This is a genomic window from Streptomyces sp. NBC_00539, from assembly GCF_036346105.1.
Taxonomy (GTDB): Bacteria; Actinomycetota; Actinomycetes; order Streptomycetales; family Streptomycetaceae; genus Streptomyces.
The window spans coordinates 5,734,604-5,753,314 of the sequence record NZ_CP107811.1 but is presented as its reverse complement, the minus strand read 5'-3'; the positions used below and the strand labels follow the sequence as shown (position 1 = coordinate 5,753,314).

General features: G+C 70.2%; 22 protein-coding genes. 5 read left to right on the top strand and 17 right to left on the bottom strand.

What is annotated here, in order from left to right; all coding sequences use genetic code 11:
- Nucleotides 1–56: 56 nt before the first annotated feature.
- The 15 genes from OG861_RS25900 to OG861_RS25830 all read right to left on the bottom strand — a co-directional run bounded on the left by OG861_RS25900 (nucleotide 57) and on the right by OG861_RS25830 (nucleotide 13,810).
- Nucleotides 57–800, bottom strand: a complete 744-nt coding sequence (locus tag OG861_RS25900) for a MinD/ParA family protein (RefSeq protein WP_329193581.1) — start codon at nucleotides 798–800, stop codon at nucleotides 57–59.
- Complete coding sequence (locus tag OG861_RS25895; protein WP_329193584.1) at nucleotides 800–2,050, bottom strand: PP2C family protein-serine/threonine phosphatase; 1,251 nt, start codon at nucleotides 2,048–2,050, stop codon at nucleotides 800–802. The genes OG861_RS25900 and OG861_RS25895 overlap by 1 nt, the downstream gene beginning before the upstream one ends.
- Nucleotides 2,032–2,487, bottom strand: coding sequence for an ATP-binding protein (locus OG861_RS25890; RefSeq protein ID WP_329202038.1), 456 nt, complete (start codon nucleotides 2,485–2,487; stop codon nucleotides 2,032–2,034). Before OG861_RS25890 ends, OG861_RS25895 begins: the two co-directional genes overlap by 19 nt.
- Nucleotides 2,488–2,501: 14 nt before the next feature.
- Nucleotides 2,502–2,813 carry an STAS domain-containing protein gene (locus OG861_RS25885; protein WP_190187123.1) on the bottom strand — a complete coding sequence of 104 codons (312 nt, stop codon included), beginning with the start codon at nucleotides 2,811–2,813 and terminating at the stop codon, nucleotides 2,502–2,504.
- Nucleotides 2,814–2,829: 16 nt separating this feature from the next.
- A complete protein-coding gene (glgX, locus tag OG861_RS25880) occupies nucleotides 2,830–4,977 on the bottom strand; it encodes a glycogen debranching protein GlgX (protein ID WP_329193587.1) in 2,148 nt (715 codons plus the stop codon).
- Nucleotides 4,974–5,318 (bottom strand): STAS domain-containing protein, encoded by a 345-nt coding sequence (locus OG861_RS25875; RefSeq protein WP_329193590.1) that lies wholly within the window; start codon nucleotides 5,316–5,318, stop codon nucleotides 4,974–4,976. Before OG861_RS25875 ends, glgX begins: the two co-directional genes overlap by 4 nt.
- 40 nt (nucleotides 5,319–5,358) lie before the next feature.
- The gene (locus OG861_RS25870) at nucleotides 5,359–7,179 is read right to left on the bottom strand and encodes an AGE family epimerase/isomerase (RefSeq protein ID WP_329193592.1); all 1,821 of its coding nucleotides are present in this window, start codon (nucleotides 7,177–7,179) and stop codon (nucleotides 5,359–5,361) included.
- A 3-nt stretch (nucleotides 7,180–7,182) separates the two neighbouring features.
- Nucleotides 7,183–7,638 carry a VOC family protein gene (locus OG861_RS25865; RefSeq protein WP_329193593.1) on the bottom strand — a complete coding sequence of 152 codons (456 nt, stop codon included), beginning with the start codon at nucleotides 7,636–7,638 and terminating at the stop codon, nucleotides 7,183–7,185.
- Complete coding sequence (locus OG861_RS25860) at nucleotides 7,638–8,249, bottom strand: DJ-1/PfpI family protein (protein ID WP_329193595.1); 612 nt, start codon at nucleotides 8,247–8,249, stop codon at nucleotides 7,638–7,640. The genes OG861_RS25865 and OG861_RS25860 overlap by 1 nt, the downstream gene beginning before the upstream one ends.
- On the bottom strand, nucleotides 8,242–9,846 hold the full coding sequence (locus tag OG861_RS25855; RefSeq protein WP_329193597.1) for a GMC family oxidoreductase: 1,605 nt from the start codon (nucleotides 9,844–9,846) through the stop codon (nucleotides 8,242–8,244). Before OG861_RS25855 ends, OG861_RS25860 begins: the two co-directional genes overlap by 8 nt.
- Nucleotides 9,847–9,858: 12 nt before the next feature.
- Nucleotides 9,859–10,239, bottom strand: coding sequence for a nuclear transport factor 2 family protein (locus tag OG861_RS25850; RefSeq protein ID WP_329193599.1), 381 nt, complete (start codon nucleotides 10,237–10,239; stop codon nucleotides 9,859–9,861).
- A gap of 13 nt (nucleotides 10,240–10,252) precedes the next feature.
- On the bottom strand, nucleotides 10,253–10,708 hold the full coding sequence (locus OG861_RS25845; protein WP_329193601.1) for a nuclear transport factor 2 family protein: 456 nt from the start codon (nucleotides 10,706–10,708) through the stop codon (nucleotides 10,253–10,255).
- Between the two features lie 29 nt (nucleotides 10,709–10,737).
- On the bottom strand, nucleotides 10,738–11,169 hold the full coding sequence (locus OG861_RS25840) for a nuclear transport factor 2 family protein (RefSeq protein ID WP_329193603.1): 432 nt from the start codon (nucleotides 11,167–11,169) through the stop codon (nucleotides 10,738–10,740).
- A 147-nt stretch (nucleotides 11,170–11,316) separates the two neighbouring features.
- Nucleotides 11,317–12,954: a thiamine pyrophosphate-binding protein gene (locus tag OG861_RS25835; protein WP_329193605.1), complete on the bottom strand. Its 1,638-nt coding sequence runs from the start codon at nucleotides 12,952–12,954 to the stop codon at nucleotides 11,317–11,319.
- A gap of 31 nt (nucleotides 12,955–12,985) precedes the next feature.
- Complete coding sequence (locus tag OG861_RS25830; RefSeq protein ID WP_329193607.1) at nucleotides 12,986–13,810, bottom strand: type 1 glutamine amidotransferase domain-containing protein; 825 nt, start codon at nucleotides 13,808–13,810, stop codon at nucleotides 12,986–12,988.
- A gap of 277 nt (nucleotides 13,811–14,087) precedes the next feature.
- Between OG861_RS25830 and OG861_RS25825 the strand changes: the two genes are divergently transcribed.
- The 5 genes from OG861_RS25825 to OG861_RS25805 all read left to right on the top strand — a co-directional run bounded on the left by OG861_RS25825 (nucleotide 14,088) and on the right by OG861_RS25805 (nucleotide 17,650).
- Nucleotides 14,088–14,360: a UBP-type zinc finger domain-containing protein gene (locus tag OG861_RS25825; protein ID WP_329193609.1), complete on the top strand. Its 273-nt coding sequence runs from the start codon at nucleotides 14,088–14,090 to the stop codon at nucleotides 14,358–14,360.
- 176 nt (nucleotides 14,361–14,536) lie between these two features.
- Complete coding sequence (locus OG861_RS25820; RefSeq protein ID WP_329202040.1) at nucleotides 14,537–16,174, top strand: FAD-dependent oxidoreductase; 1,638 nt, start codon at nucleotides 14,537–14,539, stop codon at nucleotides 16,172–16,174.
- Between the two features lie 86 nt (nucleotides 16,175–16,260).
- The gene (locus tag OG861_RS25815; RefSeq protein WP_329193611.1) at nucleotides 16,261–16,764 is read left to right on the top strand and encodes a hypothetical protein; all 504 of its coding nucleotides are present in this window, start codon (nucleotides 16,261–16,263) and stop codon (nucleotides 16,762–16,764) included.
- A gap of 80 nt (nucleotides 16,765–16,844) precedes the next feature.
- The gene (locus OG861_RS25810; protein WP_329193613.1) at nucleotides 16,845–17,174 is read left to right on the top strand and encodes an antibiotic biosynthesis monooxygenase family protein; all 330 of its coding nucleotides are present in this window, start codon (nucleotides 16,845–16,847) and stop codon (nucleotides 17,172–17,174) included.
- Nucleotides 17,171–17,650, top strand: a complete 480-nt coding sequence (locus tag OG861_RS25805) for a group II truncated hemoglobin (protein WP_329193615.1) — start codon at nucleotides 17,171–17,173, stop codon at nucleotides 17,648–17,650. The genes OG861_RS25810 and OG861_RS25805 overlap by 4 nt, the downstream gene beginning before the upstream one ends.
- Nucleotides 17,651–17,797: 147 nt before the next feature.
- On the opposite strand, the gene OG861_RS25800 is transcribed toward OG861_RS25805, so the two are convergent.
- Nucleotides 17,798–18,193 carry a barstar family protein gene (locus tag OG861_RS25800; protein ID WP_329193617.1) on the bottom strand — a complete coding sequence of 132 codons (396 nt, stop codon included), beginning with the start codon at nucleotides 18,191–18,193 and terminating at the stop codon, nucleotides 17,798–17,800.
- On the bottom strand, nucleotides 18,190–18,657 hold the full coding sequence (locus tag OG861_RS25795) for a ribonuclease domain-containing protein (protein WP_329193619.1): 468 nt from the start codon (nucleotides 18,655–18,657) through the stop codon (nucleotides 18,190–18,192). The genes OG861_RS25800 and OG861_RS25795 overlap by 4 nt, the downstream gene beginning before the upstream one ends.
- Between the last annotated feature and the right edge of the window lie 54 nt (nucleotides 18,658–18,711).

The following is an 18,711-nucleotide window of genomic DNA, read 5'->3' as shown; positions in this document are numbered from 1 at the left end:
TTCTGGAATCGCTGCCGATTCAACACGCCCCCCTGCGGGGGCGTAAGGGGGGAGCGTCAGGCGCGCGATACTTCGTCACGTGCGTCCAGCGCCGACATGATGGTGCGGAATTCACCGACCAGGGGATGGTCGGGATGGGCTTCTGCGAATATGCGCTCGCCGTACAAGGCGGCCATTTCCGGTACGTACGGAAGGATCCCGGCCAGGGGTGCGCCGTAGACCTCCTCGGCGCGCCGGCGGGCGTCCACCCGGTCGACCCCCTCGGGGGCCATGCTCAGGACCAGGGCCCGCCGGCAGGCCAGGCGCCCGGCGAGGGAGACGGTCTCCTCGACCCCGGAGAGGTCGACGCGGTCGGCGCGGGCCAGGATCACCACCACGTCGGCGCTGGCCATGGCCGTCACCGACTCGTTGTTGAGCCCGGCGTGGGTGTCGAGCAGCAGCACGTCGAGGGCGTAGTGATCGGCGAGCCGGTCGAAGCCCTCGGGGAGCAGCCCCACGTCGTAGCCGGTGGACATGAGCTCGCGCAGGGCCGCGGTCCCGGTCCGGGCCGGTACCACGTACAGCCCCGGCACACCGGTCTGCCGGGCGGCGGCCTCGATCTCGCAGCGGCCGAGGAGGTAGTCGGCCAGGGAGGCGCCGGGGGCGATGCGGAACAACTGGTCCAGGGTGGGTGAGTGGATGTCGGTGTCGACCACCCCCACCCGGCGTCCCCCGGCCGCTATCAGCAGCGCGAGGTTCGCCAGTACCGAGGACTTCCCGGTGCCGCCGCGGTGTGAGTGCACCACGATGGTCCGGGTCATCAGGCCGCCGCCCTCAGGTCTGCGTGCGGCCCCCGCGCCGCACGTGGCCGGTGCAGGGCCAGCATGGTGACGTCGTCGTGCTGTTCGGCACTGCCGGTGTGCTCGCGCACCGCCAGGTCGATCCGGTCGACCACGTCCTTGCCGCTCGCCGGGGGGCCGGAGAGCAGTTCCAGCATCCGCTCGTCGCCCAGGAAGGTTCCCTGCGGACAGCGGGCCTCGGGTACCCCGTCCGTGAACACGAAGAGGGTGTCGCCCGGGTTCAGCTGGGCGTAGCCGAGGTGGTAGACGCAGTCGGGCAGTACGCCGACGGCCGGTCCGGTGACGTCGAGCGGTACGGGCACGTCACCGGAGCCGGACAGCAGCAGGGGCGGGTTGTGGCCACCGTTGATGTAGACGAGGCTTCCGGTGAGCGGGTCGAGCACGCCGAAGAACAGGGTGGCGAAGTAGCCCTGCCGCAGGTGGTTGCGGGTGAGGTAGCCGTTGGTGGCGGTGACCGCGTTGAGCAGCGGGGTGGCGCCGACGACCGGCGTACGCCGGCTGCCCCCGGTGCGGCCCGCCGCCATCAGGTGCTGCAGGCCGCTGTTCTCGGCGGTGTGCCGCAGCAGCGAGCGGATGAGGGCCATGAACAGGGCGGCTCCGACGCCCTTGTCGCAGACGTCGGCGACGACCACCGCGAGCCGGCGGCCCCGGGACATCTCGAAGACGTCGTAGAAGTCCCCGGCGACCTGTCGTGCGGGCCGGAAGCGTACGTCGATCTCCCAGCCCTGCGGGACGGGCAGTGATTCGGGCAGGAAGCCGGCCTGGATCTCCCGGCCGATCTCCAGCTCCTTCTCGTAGCCCATCAGTTCGGCGCGGGCGTCCGCCTCGCGCAGGGTACGGCCGAGCCCGGCCCGCTCGGAGCAGCTGTGCAGCCGGGCACCGACCAGGGCCGGCAGGAACGGCGGTACGAGGTAGTCGTGGCCGAGCCGCACGTGGTGCTCCAGTGCGGCGAATTCCGCGACGGTCCAGACGACCACGATCGGGGCCCCGGCCCAGCGGCGCAGCCTGCGTACGGCTGACCGGATGTTCTCGCCGTCGGCCTCGGCCGGGGCGAGCAGCACGTCCGCCACGGGCAGCACTTCCAGTGGGCCGCGCAGCAGTTCCGCGAGGGTGCGGGGGACGAGTTCCGCGTCCATCAGCCTGAGTGCGTCGAGCAGTTCGGGCGTGGGGGGCGGGTACTCGTCGAGGATGATCACGGTCGTGGAGGGCATGGGTCCGTCTCCTCAGCCTTCACAGTCAGCGTGCTGGTGTTCCGGCCGTCCATGCGTGCGTAGCTGTAGTCGTCCACGCTGGTGAGTGCCAGGTGGATGCCGAGACCGCCGACCCGCCGCCGGTGCGGGGGTACCCCGAGGGCGGGGGCCAGGCGGCCTTCGACGGGGTCGAAGGGGGGTGCGGTGTCCTCCAGGACGATCCGCACCCCGCCGGGGCCGGAGTGGCCGCGGACGGTGATGCGTCCGCCGCCGCCCCGGTACCCGTGCATGACGATGTTCGTGGCCAGCTCGTCCACGGCCAGCCGGATCCGGTACGTCGCCTGTTTGCCCAGGCCCGCCCGGCCGGCCAGTCGCAGGACGAACGCGGCGATCTCGCCCAGCGCCCCGATCTTCGCGGGCACGTCCAGTACGGAGGGTTTGCTCGCCAGTTCGACCATGTCGCCCACGGCCGTCAGTCGTCGGAGAGCTGGATGCTCCGGTCCAGTCCGGCGGTGCGGATGGTCCGGGAGACGGGCTCGATGGCGCCGACCACCTTGATGGTGACGTGGTCCGCCACCTTCTGCTGGGCGAAGACCAGGGAGCGCAGTCCGGCGCTGGCCATGTAGCCGACGCCGGCCATCCGGATCTCGACGGTGCTGGTGCCGTGGCCCGCGGCCTTCTCGATGGTCTGGTGGAAGTCCGGGGCCGTCTTGGCGTCCAGCTCGCCCTCCAGTTCGATCACGGTGGTGTCACCCTCGATGCTCAGGGTCACGGAAAGCGGCATGTCAGATCTCCTTCGGTCAGAACGTCCCGGTCGTCTCGGGCTCGTTCGTACGGCCCACGAGGATCACGACGGAGCGGGGGCCGATCAGGTACTTGCCGGCGTTGTCCAGCTCCTGTTCCGCACCGGGGGTGCGGATGTCGTACGGCGCCTCGGCCGAGGTGTCGGCGAACAGGTGCCAGGTCCGTCCGCCCGGCAGGGCGGGCAGCTCCAGGTCGTGCGACTCCCAGTGCGCGTTCATGGCCACGTACACCACGTCGTCGTCCCCGGTGCCGCAGCGGGCCACCGCCAGCAGCCGGCTGTCCTGCGACCAGTCGGGCTGCCAGGCCCGTTCGCCGTGCCAGCTGATGTCGGGCAGCCCCAGGGTGTCCCGCATCTGCCCGGTGGGGTGGGAGGTGGAGCGCAGTTCCCGGTGGTGCTTGCGGAAGGCGATCATCTCCCGGGTGAAGCGCAGCAGTTCGGTGTTCTGGTCGACCTGGTCCCAGTCGAACCAGGACAGTTCGTTGTCCTGGCAGTAGGTGTTGTTGTTGCCCTGCTGGGTGCGCGCCACCTCGTCGCCGGACAGCAGCATCGGGATGCCCTGGCTGGTGAAGAGGATGGCCATGGCGTTCTTCATCTGGCGCAGGCGCAGGGCGTTGACCTCGGGGTCGTCCGTGGGTCCCTCGGCCCCGCAGTTCCAGCTGGCGTTGTCGTTGCCGCCGTCGTTGTTGCCTTCGCCGTTGGCCTCGTTGTGCTTGTCGTTGTACGAGACCAGGTCGGCGAGGGTGAACCCGTCGTGCGCGGTCAGGAAGTTGACCGACGCCGAGGTGCCGCGGGTGGCGTAGAGGTCGGGCGAGCCCGCCACCCGGGTGGCGAGTTCCCCGGTGACCCCGGGGTCGCCCTTGAGGAAGCTGCGCACGGTGTCGCGGTACTTGCCGTTCCACTCGGCCCAGCGTCCGTACGCCGGGAAGTTGCCGACCTCGTAGAGGCCGCCGGCGTCCCATGCCTCGGCGATCAGCTTGGTGTGCCGCAGCACCGGGTCGAAGGCGAGCGACTCCAGCAGCGGCGGGTTGGGCAGCGGGGTGCCGTCGGCGGAGCGGCCGAGGATGGCCGCGAGGTCGAAGCGGAAACCGTCGATGTGGTAGTCGGCGACCCAGTGGCGCAGGCAGTCGAGCACGAAGTTGCGCACCACGGGGTGGTTGCAGTTGACGGTGTTGCCGGTGCCGCTGAAGTTGAAGTAGTAGCCCTCCGGCGTGAGCATGTAGTACGTGGCGTTGTCGAGCCCCTTGAAGGAGATCGTCGGGCCCTGCTCGTTGCCCTCGGCCGTGTGGTTGAAGACGACGTCGAGGATGACCTCGATGCCGGCCGCGTGCAGGTCCTTGATCAGGGTGCGGAACTCGTCGCCCTGCATCCCGTAGCGCCCGGTGGCCGCGTAGCCGGCCTTGGGTGCGAAGAAGGAGACGGTGTTGTAGCCCCAGTAGTCGTAGAGCTTCTCGCCGGTCTCCGGGTTGCTGCGCGGGTTGTCGCTCTCGTCGAACTCGAACACCGGGAGCAGCTCTATGCAGTTGATCCCGAGTTCCTTGAGGTACGGGATCTTCTCGCGCAGCCCCGCGAAGGTGCCGGGGGCGGTGACCCCCGAGGAGGGGTGCCGGGTGAAGCCGCGCACGTGGGCCTCGTAGACCACGAGGTCCTCGGCGGGGATCCGCAGCGGGGTGTCGTCGCCCCAGTCGAAGTCCTGGAGGCAGACCCGCGAGCGGTACTGGTAGCCGCGGCTGCGGTCCGGCTCCACGCCCCACACGTCGCGGCCGGCGATCAGCCGCGCGTAGGGGTCGGAGAGGACCTGGCGGGCGTCGAAGCGGTGGCCGGTGACGGGGTCGTAGGGTCCGTCGGCCCGGTACCCGTACTCGATGTTCTCGTGGTCGAGGCCGAAGACCGTCATCGCGAAGACGCTGCCGGTGCGGAATTCCTCGGGGAACTGCAGCTCGGCCATCGGTTCGGCCTCGCCGCGCTTGTAGATGACCAGGGTCATGGAGGTGGCCTGGTCGGAGAAGACGGAGAAGCTGACCCCGCCGGGGACCACGTTGGCCCCGAAGGGGAACGGCTTTCCGGCGCGGACGCGGAACCCGCCCACCTCGTGGGTGGGGTAGGCGTCGACGCGCAGTACCTGTTCGGTCGTGGATTCGCTCATAGCGCGGCCCGGGCCTTCGCGTTGGCCGCCTCGGCCTCGCCGGCGGAGAAGAAGTCCAGGAAGCCGGTGGCCGACATGACGAACCGGACTTCCTCGCTCACCCCGTACAGGGTGACGGCGACACCGGCGTGCTGGGCCTCGCGGTAGACGACGAGCAGGGTGCGCAGGCCGGCGCTGGAGACGTAGGTGACGGCGGTGAGGTCGATGCGCAGCGACCGGCCTTCGCGGACGAGCGGCAGCAGGGCCTGGAGCAGCTGCCCCGAGGTCTCGCTGTTGATCTCGCCGGTGGCGACGACTACCGTGCCGCCCTTGTTCCGGCGTTCTTTCACGTGAAGAGTCATTGTCTTCTTCCCCTCATGGTGGGGCGCCCCCCGTTGGGCATTACCTGGTGACCGGCCGCAGCCGGACCTTGACCTTGACCCGGCTCTGGACGTCGGGCAGCCGGACCGTGAGGCCCTTCGCGTCGAAGTCCGTCCACGGCTTCTCGTCGATCTCGACGGACGCGACCTCGATGGAGCCCGCGGGCAGGAGGTCGGGTGAGACGCGCAGGACGCGGTCGGGCAGGTCGCTGGGGTCGGGCTGGAAGTGGAAGTCCATTTCCCGGCCGTTGATGAGCAGGTTGTTGTAGACGGCGGAGAGGTAGCAGAGCTCCGCCGAGTGGTACATGGACATCGAGTGGCTGCCCTTGAGCCGCTCGGTGCCGAGCAGGTACGGCGTACCGCTGGCGAGCACGTTGAAGTAGACGGCCCCCTCGTCGTGGTCGAGGAAGAAGGTGTTGTAGAAGGACTCCGCCTGCCGGGCCTCGCGCAGGAAGTCCTCGCCGCCGACCGTGCCGTTCAGGATGAGGTAGGCCAGGATCGCCTGCTCCTGCTGCCACCACGCCTTGCGGTCGTGCCAGGCGAAGCGGTACGCCTCTTCGCCGTCCTCCTTCACGCGCTCGACCACGTCGTACCAGCCGCCGCGCTGGCGGTCGCTGCCGACGGCCGGCATGATCTCGCCGATCTTGCGGGCGAGCTCCTCGTAGGCCGGCTTGGCTTTGAGGGAGTTCATCCGCATCAGGTTCCAGGCGATCTTGAGGTTGTGCCCGACCACGGCGCGGTTCTGCTGCCAGCTGTGCGCCGTGTCGTGCGACCAGTCGCGGTGGAAGCGTTCCTGGACGAAGGGGCTGTTCTTGTAGTCCGGGAACTTGTCCGCGATGGTGTCGAAGGTGTACTCCAGGAAATCGGCGTACCTCTGGTCGCCGGTCGCCAGGTACAGGTTGATCAGGTAGGCGGGCGCGTGGTCGCCGACCGAGTTCCAGTTCTTGCGCTCCGCGTTCTCGCCCAGCGACTCGTGGTCGGCGCTGAACAGGATGGGGTCGATGTGCGAGTAGTAGCCGCCCAGTTCCTCGTCCTTGAAGAACTTGTCGAACAGCCGGATGGTGGCGTCCGCGTCGTTCTTGATGCGTACGTCTCCGGTGACGCGGTACGTCTGGATGGGGCCGGCCAGGGCGTAGATCTGCTCGTACATCGGGATCGCGTCGTAGTCGTCGGAGAACTCCGAGGTGAACAGCTTGCGCTCGCTGTCCCCGTCGACGCGGATGCCGTGGTACCAGAAGACCACGTCCTCCTCGCTGTCCACGACCCTCATGTGCTTGCGCAGGTACTCGGTGCCCCGCTCGGCGACCTCCAGGTACTCGTCCTTGCCGGTCAGCAGGTAGGCCGAGGCCATGCCGTAGACCAGCCGGGAGATCGTGTCGGTCTCCTGGACGTGGCTGGCGGTCTTGTCGCCGCCGAGCCGGATCTCGGTGCGGTACTCGGTGAAGTCCACCGGTCCGTCACCGAACTGGGCCCGCTTGTAGAAGTCGGCCAGTGACTCGATCTGCTTGATCCACCAGCTGGGCTCCTCGAACCGGTAGTCCTCGGCGCCGCGGCCCAGGAAGACCAGGCGCTTGGCGTCGAAGCGCCCGCCGGACCCCGGGTAGTGGATGCCGTAGACGAACAGGAGGCGGCCCGGCGAGAGCATCTCGTCGATGTGCCCGGAGGCGTCGATGTACGGCTCGTCGAGGTTGCGGACCAGCTCGGCGCTCGGGTCCCCGGCCAGCGACACGTCGAACTCGCGGCCGTCGGAGGTCTTGAGCCGCAGCACCCGGCTGCGGGAGTCGAAGCGGACGACGTAGCCCGCGATCGTGTCGGAGAAGGAGAAACTCACGGCGTCAGCCATGTTTCACACACCGTCCTTGTCGTGAGAGCTGTCGTCCTCGTATCCCTGGCTGACCTCGACGATCACCCCGTCGGGATCGCGGACCCATACGGTCCGCCACCCGCAGATGAAGTCGTCGAAGTCCAGCGGCCCCAGGGTCACTTCCGCCGCTTCGCCCAACTCCGCCAGGAACGCGTCCACGCTCTCGGTCTGGAAGGCCAGGTGGCGCATCAGGCCCGGGGCCTGCGGCCCGTCGCCCGCGGCCGGCGCCGGGAGGTTGCCCTGCGCGGGGCGGGCCGGGTCGGTGCCGGCCGCGAAGAGCTCCAGGTACGCGTCCCCCTTGCGCAGGAACACGATCTGCGACTCGCCGAGGTCGACCACCCTGGCCCGGGCGAAACCGAAGTAGCGGGTGTAGAACTCCTCGGTGGTCTTCTGGTCCGTGCAGTTCAGGCCCACGTGGGACCAGACCGTCCCGGCCATCAGGCGCTCCCCCGTCCCCGCCCCGCCGCGATCAGCTCGATGATCCGGCGGGCGAAGAGGTGGTGGTGGGCGCCGGTGCGTCCGGTGACCAGGTCACCGTCGACCACCACGTCCTCGTTGACGTACTCGGCGCCCATGTTGCGGACGTCGCCGATGAGGTTGTTGTGGCAGACCACCTTGCGACCGCGGATCTTGTCGGGGATCGAGGCGGCCAGCCACATGCCGTGGCAGATGATCCCCTTGAGGACCGTCGGCTCCTCGAAGGCCCGGCGCAGCAGCTCCGTGGCGGGTGCGAGGACGTCCACGTCCTCGGTGTAGCGCAGCCGGTCGGCCACCATGCCCGAGGGGACGATGATCGCCGCGTACCGGCGCAGCGCGTCGTCGTCCAGCCCCTCCAGGGACTTGTCGGCGGTGAACGGCGCCCGGTACTCGTGGCCCGTGAAGGTGATGGAGCCGTTGCCCCACAGCCGGGTCAGGAAGTCGACCTCGGCGCCCTCCTCGGCGAACCGGCGGCTGTAGTAGAAGATCTCGGGCTCGTAGAAGTCGCTCTCGACCAGGACCGCGATCCGGGTCCCGGTCAGGGCGCCCTCGCGCAGTACGGCGTCAGGCACGGGACACTCCCTTCAGGAAGTCCGCCGCGCGCTCGGCGATCATCGCGATGGCGGTGTGGCAGTTGCCCGACGGGACCGCGGGCATCACGCTGGCGTCGACGACGCGCAGGTTCCGTACGCCGTGCACCCGCAGCTCCGGGTCGACGACGCTGAGGTCGTCGATGCCCATGCGGCAGGAGCCCGCCTGGTGGTGGTAGCTCTCCGACTTCTGCTTCACGAAGGTCCGCAGGTCCTCGTCACTCACGTAGCCCGGCCCGGGCTGGAGCTCCTGCTTGTACCAGGGGGAGAACGCGGAGGTCGCGAAGAGCTCCCGGGCGAGTTTGACGCCCTGCACCATCCGCTCCAGGTCCCACCGGTCGCCCAGGTAGTTCGGGTTGATCAGCGGGTGGGCCAGCGGGTCGGTGCTCGCGAGCCTGATCCAGCCGCGCGAGACGGGCCGGACGACCCCGGGCAGGATGCTCACCGTGTGGGGGTGGTCCTGGCCGACGATCACGTCGAACGGCACGTGCACGAAGGCGATCTGCAGGTCGGGCGCGGGCAGGCCGGGCCGGGAGGACAGGAACAGAGCGCTCTCCGACAGGTTCTGCGCCGGCGGCGGCAGTTCCTGGGTGACCTCCGCCATCAGCCCGGTCAGCACGTGGTTGTGGAAGTTCTCGCCGACCCCGGGCAGGGCCGCGGTGACCGCGATGCCGTGTTCGCGCAGCTGCTCGGGGTGTCCGATGCCGGAGAGCAGCAGCAGCTTCGGGGACTCGATCGCCCCGGCGGCCACGATCACCTCCCGGCGGGCCCGCACGGTGTGCGTCCCCGGCTCGGCGGCGGCGCTGTGCCCGTCGCCCACCACGCGGCCCGCGATCGGGGCGGGCGGCGCGAGCCGGACGTACTCCACGCCCGTGCAGGTCTGCCCGTCGAAGAGGAGCCGGGTGCTCTGCGCGCTGGTGCGCAGGGTCAGGTTGGCCCGCTCCAGGGCCGGCTCCAGGTAGGCGGCGAGGGCGCCCTGGCGGCGGCCGTCCGCGACGTCGATGTGGTGCCAGCCGGTGCCGAAGAGGCCGCGCCGGGGGCCGTCCGTGTTGAAGTCGGCGATCTCCTGGTGGCCGAGCTCGACCGCCGCGTCGATGAAGGCGCGGGAGACGGGGTTGGGGCCGTGCTGCCCGGCGTTGGTGATGCGCTGCGGGCCGCGGGTGCCGGTGGTGGGCGCCGTGGCGTCCTCCTGGCCCTCCAGGAGGGCGAAGTAGGGCAGTACGTCCTCGTAGGACCAGCCCGCCGCCCCCTGGTAGGCCCAGTTGTCGAAGTCCGAGGCGTGGCCCCGGATGTGCATCATGATGTAGAGGTTGCTGCTGCCGCCCGGGGCCTTGCCGCGCGGTTCGTACGTACGGCGGCCGTCGAGTCCGGGCTGCGGGACGCTGGTGTAGCCCCAGTCGACGGGGCCGCCCAGCAGCTTGTACCAGGAGGACGGGTCGTCCACCTCGGGCGGGATGCGGTCGCCGCCGGCCTCCAGGACGAGGACGGAGACGTCCGGGTCCTCGGAGAGCCGGTTCGCCAGGACACTGCCGGCGGTACCGGATCCCACGATGATGTAGTCGTACTCATCTCTCGCCATCACGCCCGCCCCTCAGCCCTGGCCGAGCACCTGGAAGGGCACGGTGTCGTGGTAGTTCGCCATGTAGACGATCTTTCCGTCCACGATCCGGAAGTAGTTCATGACCTCGGCCTCGATGGCCTCGCCGGAGGCGCTGACGGCGGTGAGGTGGGAGACGGCCGCGGCCTTCTCCCCGTCGACGAGGAAGTGCACGGGCTCGTTCCGGAAGACCCGGTACATCGTCCCCATGCCCTTCATCATCGAGCGCAGGACCTCCAGGCCCTCGATGTGTCCGGCCAGCTGCTCGTCCATGACCTGGTCGTCGGCGAACAGGTCGCACCAGCGGTCCCAGTCCCCGGCATTGGCGTACTCGTAGTACTTCCGCAGAATCTCTCGTGCGTCCAACGCGCTCATCGCGCTCATCCCCCTATCGGTCCCTGCGGGTGCCGTCCGGCGTGAAGGGCGCCCAGAACTGGCTGAAGGCGGTCGCCGTGTCGCCGAAGAGGCCGTCGCGGCCCTCGACGATCCGCCCGTCCCGCCACCGCATGAAGTGGAAGACCGGGTAGTCCATCCGCTCGTACGGGGACCCGCTCGCCCCGTCCGCGCCGTCGCGCACGGCGACGTTGCGGCACACGTCGGCGCTGCAGTCGTCACCGACGAGAACCGCCTGGATGTCCATCCGGAAGGTGCCGCCCGTGAGCTTGTGGGTCTGCCCCATCAACTCCAGGAAGGCGTCCAGGCTCTCGTACCAGCCGGCGAGCGGATGGTTGCCCGGCACCAGCCAGCGCAGGTCCTCGGAGTAGTACTCCAGGATGCGCGCCCGGTCGCCGGAGCCGAGCGCCTGGTAGGCCGCTCGCACCCGCTCCCGTGTCACTTCGGTCATCGCCGCTCCTCCTACGTCTTCGCAGCCGGTCAGAGGGAGCCGGAACCCGGCATGGGCGCCAGTTCGTTGACGGTGTACTGCTTGATCAGCGGTCCGTCCTGGCCTGCCACGACGACCCAGGTCTGGTCGGCGTCGAAGCCGAGCCACTGGCTGCGCGGAGCGGGCGGGTCCCAGATCTTGGCCTGCCAGTTCACGAGGACCCGGACGATGGCCCGGTCGCCCTCGATGACGGGCTCGACCTTGGTGACGGTGTGGACCTCGTCGAAGAAGCGGGAGGTCACGGCGGCGTACCAGCGGCCGAAGCCCTCGTGTCCGAGGAAGGTGTCCTCGGGGACCTTGAACTCCAGGTCCTCGGTGATCATGGCGAGCACCTGATCCAGCGGAAGGTGCTGGTCCAGGGCCACGTACCAGTTCTCGGCGAAACTGCGGATCGCGTCCTCGGTCAGCCGCTCGACGGGCATGCGGTCTCCTCCTGTCCGTACCGGTGCGGTGATGTCAGGGGCGGTGATGTCAGGTGCGCTGTGCGGGGCTCGCTGTGCAGGGATCTCGATGCGCCGTGCGGGGATCGCTGTGCGGTGCTCGTGGCGCGGGGATCAGTGGCGCGGGGATCAGACCTGGATGTCCACGAGGTACGGGCCGGGGTGGGCCAGCATCCGGCCCACGGCCGCGACCGCCTCGTCCGGCTTCTCCACCCGCGTCCCGTCCGCGCCGAGGGCACGTGCCAGCCCGGCGAAGTCGATCTCGGGGTGGGAGAGGTCGAAGGATCCCGGGAAGCCGTGCTCGGGGATGTCCCGTTCCCGCCAGTACTGGGCGATGTTGTCGTCCAGCAGCCGGTACTTGCGGTTGTTGCAGACCACGAACTTGGCGTTGATGCCGTGCCGGACCGCGGTCCACAGCGCCTGGTAGGTGTACATCGACCCGCCGTCGCCCGCGAAGCCGACGACGAGCCGGTCCGGGCGGGCCAGCTTGGCCCCGACCGCCCCCGGGAAGCCCACCCCGAGCGAACCGCCCCGGGTGAGGTGGTAGTCGCCCGGCCGCTCCGCCGGCAGGTACTTGGTGACCAGCGGCGAGGTGGTCAGCGCCTCGTCGAAGACGATGAGGTCCCCGCCCGTCCGCTCGGCCAGGGTCCGCAGGAAGACCGCGATCGGCGTGCCGTCGGTGTCCGGTGCGTCCGCCTGCGCGGCCCGCTCCCGGGAGCGGGCGTCCAGCCGGGCGCGCGCGGCCGTGCGCTGCGCGGTGGTGAGCCGGTGCTCCAGTACGCCCGCCAGTGCGCGCAGCGCCTGCTTGGGGTCGGCGGCCAGGCCCAGGTCCACCGGGTGGTTCTTGGCGATCTCGTAGGCGTTGAGGTCGATGTGCACGACCTTCGCGCCGGCCCGGAAGGGGCTCTCCAGTTCGGGGAACACCTCGGGGAAGACGTAGGTGCCGACGATCAGCACCCCGTCCGCGTCGGCGATCAGCTCCTTGCTGTGCGGGCCGAACATGTGGCCCGTCTGGCCGCGGCGCAGCGGGTGCGACGCCGCGATGTTCACCTCGGAGGAGTCGACCTCGTACACGTCGGCGCCCAGCATCTCGGCGACCCGTGCGAGTTCGGCCTGCGCCCCGGAGAGCGCCACCCCGTCACCGATCAGCACGACCGGGCGTGCGGCGGCGGCGAGCAGCTCGGCCGCCCGGCCCACCGAGGCGGGTGAGGGCGAGGTGTCCGTGAGCGGCACGGTGGCGGGCAGTACGGGCTCGGAGTTCAGCTCGTCCAGCACGTCCATAGGCAGCGCGACGAACACCGGTCCCCGCGGCGGGGTGAGGGCGATCTTGACCGCGCGCCGGATGGTGCGCAGTACGGAGCGCGGGTCGGTGACCCGGGTCGCGTACTTCGTCACCGGTTTGGCCATCGCCACCAGGTCTGACGCCATCTGGGCGTCCATGGCGTCGTAGCGGACCCCGGCGTCACCGGCGACCACGACGAGCGGGGTGTGGCCGCGCAACGACTGGTAGAGCATGCCGATGCCGTTGCCCAGGCCCACGCCGGAGTGCAGTTGGAGCAGGGCCGCGCCGCCGGTGGCCCGGGCGTAGCCGTCGGCGATGCCGGCGGCGACGGTCTCCTGGAGGGCGAGGACGTACCGGAAGTCCGCTGCCGCGTCGACCGCGTCGAGGAATCCCTGTTCGACCGTCCCCGGATTTCCGAACATCACATTCAGGCCGTCGGCCTTGAACTGCTCGATCAGCCTTTCCCGTCCGGGAGTGGCTTCCATGAATTCCCCCTCTTTCCCAGGAGTTACCGGACTACCATCCGTACCGGGTGAGCCCGTCCTCCAGGACTTCCACGATCTTGCGCCCCGTCAGATAGGAATCGGGGGTCGAACGTCCGGTGACGAAGGGGAAGTCGACGATCACCGACAGGGGGTGGCCGAAATTCCCGTGGTACGCGCCGCGCGGTCCGGTGGCGTCGCGCAGGATGTACTCCAGCGGGTACGGCGGCGGTCCCATGTTGAAGTCGGTACCGAGGAATCCGGTTCCGTCCTTGTAGTCGTATTCCTTGCAGTGGCCGGTGACGTGCTTGCCCCAGATGATGCTCTTGCGGTCGCCCCAGTCGCGGGCGAAGGCCAGGCAGGCCACCCCGTAGCACTCGGCCGCCACGACCTTGCCGGCGTTCTTGAAGGCGAGGATGAGGGCGTGGACCCGCTCGTTGTTGGCGAGGTCGACGATGGGGCCGCTGCCGCCGACGATGAGGACCGCGTCGAAGGAGGCGATGTCCTCCTGGAGCTTGTCGAGATCGCGGTGGTACTGCTCCAGCTTGGGCAGGTAGTCCTTGTCGCTGGTGTACGGGCGTTCGGGCGCCCACGCCTCGATGTCGAGCGGTGAGTCGAGCCGGCTCGACTGCTCGAACTCGCGGCCCAGCCGGGCGTTCTCCTCGGTGGTCACCGAACGGCCCAGCGGGGGGTCGATGTAGTCGGCGTCGAGGCTCGGCGGAAGTGCGTGGGCGCGCTTCCCGGTCGGCGTGGCGAATACGACTTCGTAGCCCCGCTCGTCGAACTGCGATACGGGCCCGATCAGTTCTTCGGCCCAGTAACCGTGTTCGGAGACAATGACCAGAATCTTTCTGCTCACAGATTCCTCCAGGCGCCGCCTGTTGTGTTGGCGTCCCCCACCCTGCTTCTGTGCGGGGCCTGCGTCAAAGCGCCCGTATGCGACTTCGTGAGGTAGAAGGACATGCCGTCCCCACACCTCAGGTAGTCGCCGCGCGAGGTCATGAAGTAGGTCCGTTACTCCATGACTTCGGCCGAATCGATGAACCTTTCCGGGGCCCCCGTCCTAAGGTCTGGACGCGCCCGTGATTCACCGGCGTGACGAGCGGTACGAGTGCGCGAGGAGAGGGACGGGGACGATGACGATGGACCTGTTGTGCACACACATCGACCAGATACGTCCGGTGAAGCCGGGGACCGACGGCTGCGAGGAGTGCCTGGCGACCGGAGACGACTGGGTGCACCTGCGGATGTGCCTGAGCTGCGGGCACGTCGGCTGCTGCGACTCCTCGAAGAACCGCCATGCCACCCGGCACTACCGCACCGTCGGGCACCCCGTCGCGGCCTCGCACGAGCCCGGCGAGGACTGGGCCTGGTGCTACGCCGACAAGCTGATGCTGGACCCCGCGTGAGCGCGTCCCGGGAGCACGCCGAGGCCCCCTCCCCCGCGGGCCGCTCCTCCGCCGTCCCCTCCGTCGGCCCCTCCTCCGCCGTCGACCGGACCGGGTCGACCGCGCCGGCGACCACGGCGGGGCACTCCCCGGCGGCCACCGAGCGGTCCGAGAACCGCAAGCCCGTCATCCTCGCCGTGGACGACGACCCCCAGGTGCTGCGGGCCGTCCGGCGCGACCTGCGCAGCGCGTACGGGGACCGCTACCGGGTGCTCGGCGCCTCCTCGGCCGCCGACGCCTTCAAGATCCTGGACTCCCTGGACGAACGCGGCCACGACCCGGCGCTGTTCCTGGTGGACCAGCGGATGCCGGACGTGACCGGGGTGGAGTTCCTCCTGGAGGCCGTCAGCCGCTTCCCCGACGCCCGCCGGGTCCTGCTGACCGCCTACGCGGAGACCGACGCGGCGATCACCGCCATCAACCGGGTGCGCCTGGACTACTACCTGCTCAAGCCCTGGGACCCGCCGCACGAGCGGCTGTTCCCGGTCCTGGACGACCTGCTCTCGGACTGGCTCGCCACCTACCGCCCCGCCTACGACGGGATCATCGTCGCCGGCCACCTGGTGTCGCCCGGCACCCACGCCGTCCGGGACTTCTTCACCCGCAACGGGCAGCCGTTCCGCTTCCTGAACGTCGAGCGCGACCCCGAGGCGCTGACGGTGCTCGCGGCCGCCGACCCCGATGCGGCGCTGCCGCTGGTCCGGTTCCCGGACGGGACGGTGCTCTCCGCGCCGACCGACACGCAGCTCGCCCAGCGCCTGGGCCTGGCGACCACCGCCTCCCGCCCGCACTACGAGTGCGTCATCGTCGGCGCCGGTCCGGCGGGGCTGGCGGCCGGGGTGTACTCGGCGTCCGAGGGCCTGTCCACGCTCATGCTGGACTCCCGCGCCCCGGGCGGCCAGGCCGGCACCTCCAGCCTGATCGAGAACTACCTCGGGTTCCCGTCGGGCCTCTCGGGCGGCGACCTGACCCGCCGGGCCACCATCCAGGCCTCCCGCTTCGGCGCCGAGATCCTGCACCCGGTGGAGGTGGTCTCGCTGACCCGCGACGACCCGGCGAAGATCCTCACCCTGGCGGACGGTACGGAGATCAGCGCGGAGACGGTCCTGCTCGCCACCGGGGTCTCGTACAACCGCCTGCAGGCACCGGGAGCGGACCGCTTCGAGGGCGCCGGGCTGTACTACGGCGCGGCCACCACCGAGAGCTCGGCCTGCATCTCGCAGCACGTGTTCATCGTGGGCGGCGCCAACTCGGCCGGCCAGGCGGCGGTGCACTTCGCCAAGTACGCGGCCCGCGTCACGATCCTCGTCCGGGCGGCGTCCCTCGACGCCAGCATGTCCCGCTACCTGATCGACGAGATCGCCCGCACCCCCAACATCGAGGTCAAGGTGCGCACCACCGTCGTCTCGCTGGACGGCGACGAGCACCTGGAGCGGCTGACCCTGCACGACGCCGACACGGGCGCCGACACCGAGGTCCCGGCCCGGTTCATGTTCACGTTCATCGGCGCCCGCCCGCACACGGACTGGCTGGCGGGGGTCGTGGAACGCGACGAGTACGGCTTCGTGCTCACCGGCTCCGACCTGATCTCCAACGGGGGCGAGCTCCCGGCGGAGTGGAGCCTGGAGCGCGCGCCGTACCCGCTGGAGACCAGCGTCCCCGGCGTCTTCGCGGCGGGCGACGTCCGCGCCCACTCCGTCAAGCGGGTCGCGTCGGGCGTCGGCGAGGGGGCGATGGCCGTCTCCTTGATCCACCGCTACCGCTCGATGGGCTGAACCCCGCGCGGGACCAGCTGAGAGCGAACGGGCAATCGTGGGCGACTCCTTGCGATCAAGAAGGCAGCGGATGCAACGTTGATTACATGATTACACCCGAGCAGCAGACACAGCTCCGTACCTGGTTCGCGGACCGCCTGCCGGTGGACGTCTACGAGTCCCTGGTCTCCGTCACCGCCGACCGCGAGGAGATCACGGTCATCGGCACCCTCCCGGCGAACGAGTCGGTCAAGGACTTCCGCGAACGCACCCGCGAACAGCGCATCGAGGTGGCCCGCGAGGCGGAGGAGCTCTACCGCCGCAAGGTGTCCTGGGGCGTGCGCTCCGGCGACGAGACGACCCTGTTCACCCACCTCGCGGTCCCGGTGATGACGCGGTTGCGCCAGTCCGAACGCCAGGTGCTCGACACCCTGGTCGCGAGCGGCGTGGCCCGCAGCCGCGCCGACGCGCTGGCGTGGTGCGTCCGCCTCGTCGGCCGCAACACCGAAACCTGGCTCGCCGAGCTGCGCGAGTCCCTCGACACGGTCCAGCGGGTCCGCTCGCAGGGCCCCGACGTCAAGGCGGACATCACGAAGTCCGACTCCGAATAGCGGAAATCCTCGCCGGGCACGCAAGATCCCGGAAAGGTAGCCGGGACGGGACAACCGACCGCAGGGAGAGGCCCCACACGATGACCACCACCGTCGAATACATCCGCTACCGGATCGCAGCGGACGACCAGCCGGCGTTCGAGGACGCCTACGCGCGGGCGGCCGAGTCCCTGGCCGCCTCGCCCGAGTGCATCGACTACGAACTGGCCCACAGCGAGGAGGAGGCCGAGCGCTACATCCTCCGGATCCGCTGGACCTCGGTCGAGGACCACCTCCAGGGCTTCCGCAAGGGCGAGCAGTTCCCGGCGTTCTTCGCCGCGATCCGCCCGTACCTGAACAACATCGAGGAAATGAAGCACTACCGCGTCACCGACGTCTTCGGCACGGGAAAGGCCGCCTCCCAGTCATGAGCACCACGCCCGACACGACGCCCACCATCTACGAGTGGATGGGCGGGGCCGAGGCGCTCGACCGCCTCACCGACGTCTTCTACGCGCACGCCCTCCAGGACGAGATCCTGGCCCCGGTCTTCGCCGGCATGGACTCGAACCACCCGCAGCACGTCGCCATCTGGCTGTCGGAGGTCTTCGGCGGCCCCGCCGACTACTCGGCCCACCACGGCGGCCACCAGCACATGGCCACCAAGCACCTGGGCCGCGGCATCACCGAGCAGCAGCGCCGCCGGTGGGTGGACCTGCTGATGGACACGGCGGACGAGGTCGGCCTGCCGACCGACCCGGAATTCCGGGCGGTGTTCGCCTACTACATCGAGTGGGGCACCCGGATGGCCCTGATCTACTCGGGCCCCAACCCGCCGCCGGTCGACGCGGCGAAGATCCCCGTCTGGTCCTGGGGACAGACCCCGCCCTGGATCCCGAAGTCCTGACCCGGCCCGGGGGCGCTGTCGGGCCTGCCCGGCAGCGCCCCGTCGGGACGGCCCTGCCGCGTCGCAATGGGCCTGGTGCGGCCGTCGCAGTGGGCCTGGTGCGGCCGCCCGAGTGGAGCTGGTGCGGCGGCGCAGCGCCCGGACGGCTCAGTCGCGAAGGTATCCCGCGGGCCGGTCGGCGAGCACCACCGCCAACGGGGCCGCGCCCTCGCCCTCGCCCTGGCCCCGCCAGAAGTCGACGGCCTGTTCCAGGATCTCGCGCAGGGTCGCCCACTCACCGGGCCGGGCCCGCGCGTAGTCGTGCCAGGACGTGACCGCCACCAGCCGCCCGGGCCCGTCCGGCAGCCACGACAGGTCGGTCAGCACGTCCGCCAGCGCGTCCCAGTTCTCCCCGAACCACTGGGGCACGTGCAGGGCCTCCCCACACCGCCGCAGCAGCTCCGCCTTGCCGCCGACGCCGTCCAGGTCCAGCCGGAGCGTCGTCCAGCCGGCCTCCTCGGCGGCGGCCAGCGCCGGGGCCAGCGGCCCCGCTCCAAGGGTCATCGCAGAACCGCCTTGAAGGTGTCGTAGTGGTCGTCCGTGTAGAACAGCTCCCCGCCCGAGCCGGTCACGATCCGCCGGGCCCCGCGGTCGCGTTCCCCCGGTGTCCTCACGGTGAACTCGTGGTAGTAGCCGCGCTCGCGGCGGGGCAGGGCCTTCTCGAAGTTCCCGAAGACCGTGCCGTCCTGCCGGTACGGGTACGGACCGCCCTTGTCGATCAGTGCCAGTACCTCGCGCGCCTGCTCCGGCAGCGCGTCCGCCCGTACGGTGGCCATCCCCTTGGCCCATCCGGGCACGACGGGGCGACCCCCCTGGCCCGGGCTCGCGGTGCCGGGGCTCGCGGGCGCGCCGGTCCGCGCCGCCCCGGGCGTCTTGCCGGCGCAGCCGACCGCGGTCACCAGCGCGGCGCACAGGAACAGGGCCCCCAGCGCACGCAGCAGCGATCGGGGCACGTTCCGAAGGATCATGCGCCGATCGTGCCAAACAACCGATTCGTCCGCGACTCGCGCGGGGCGGGACGT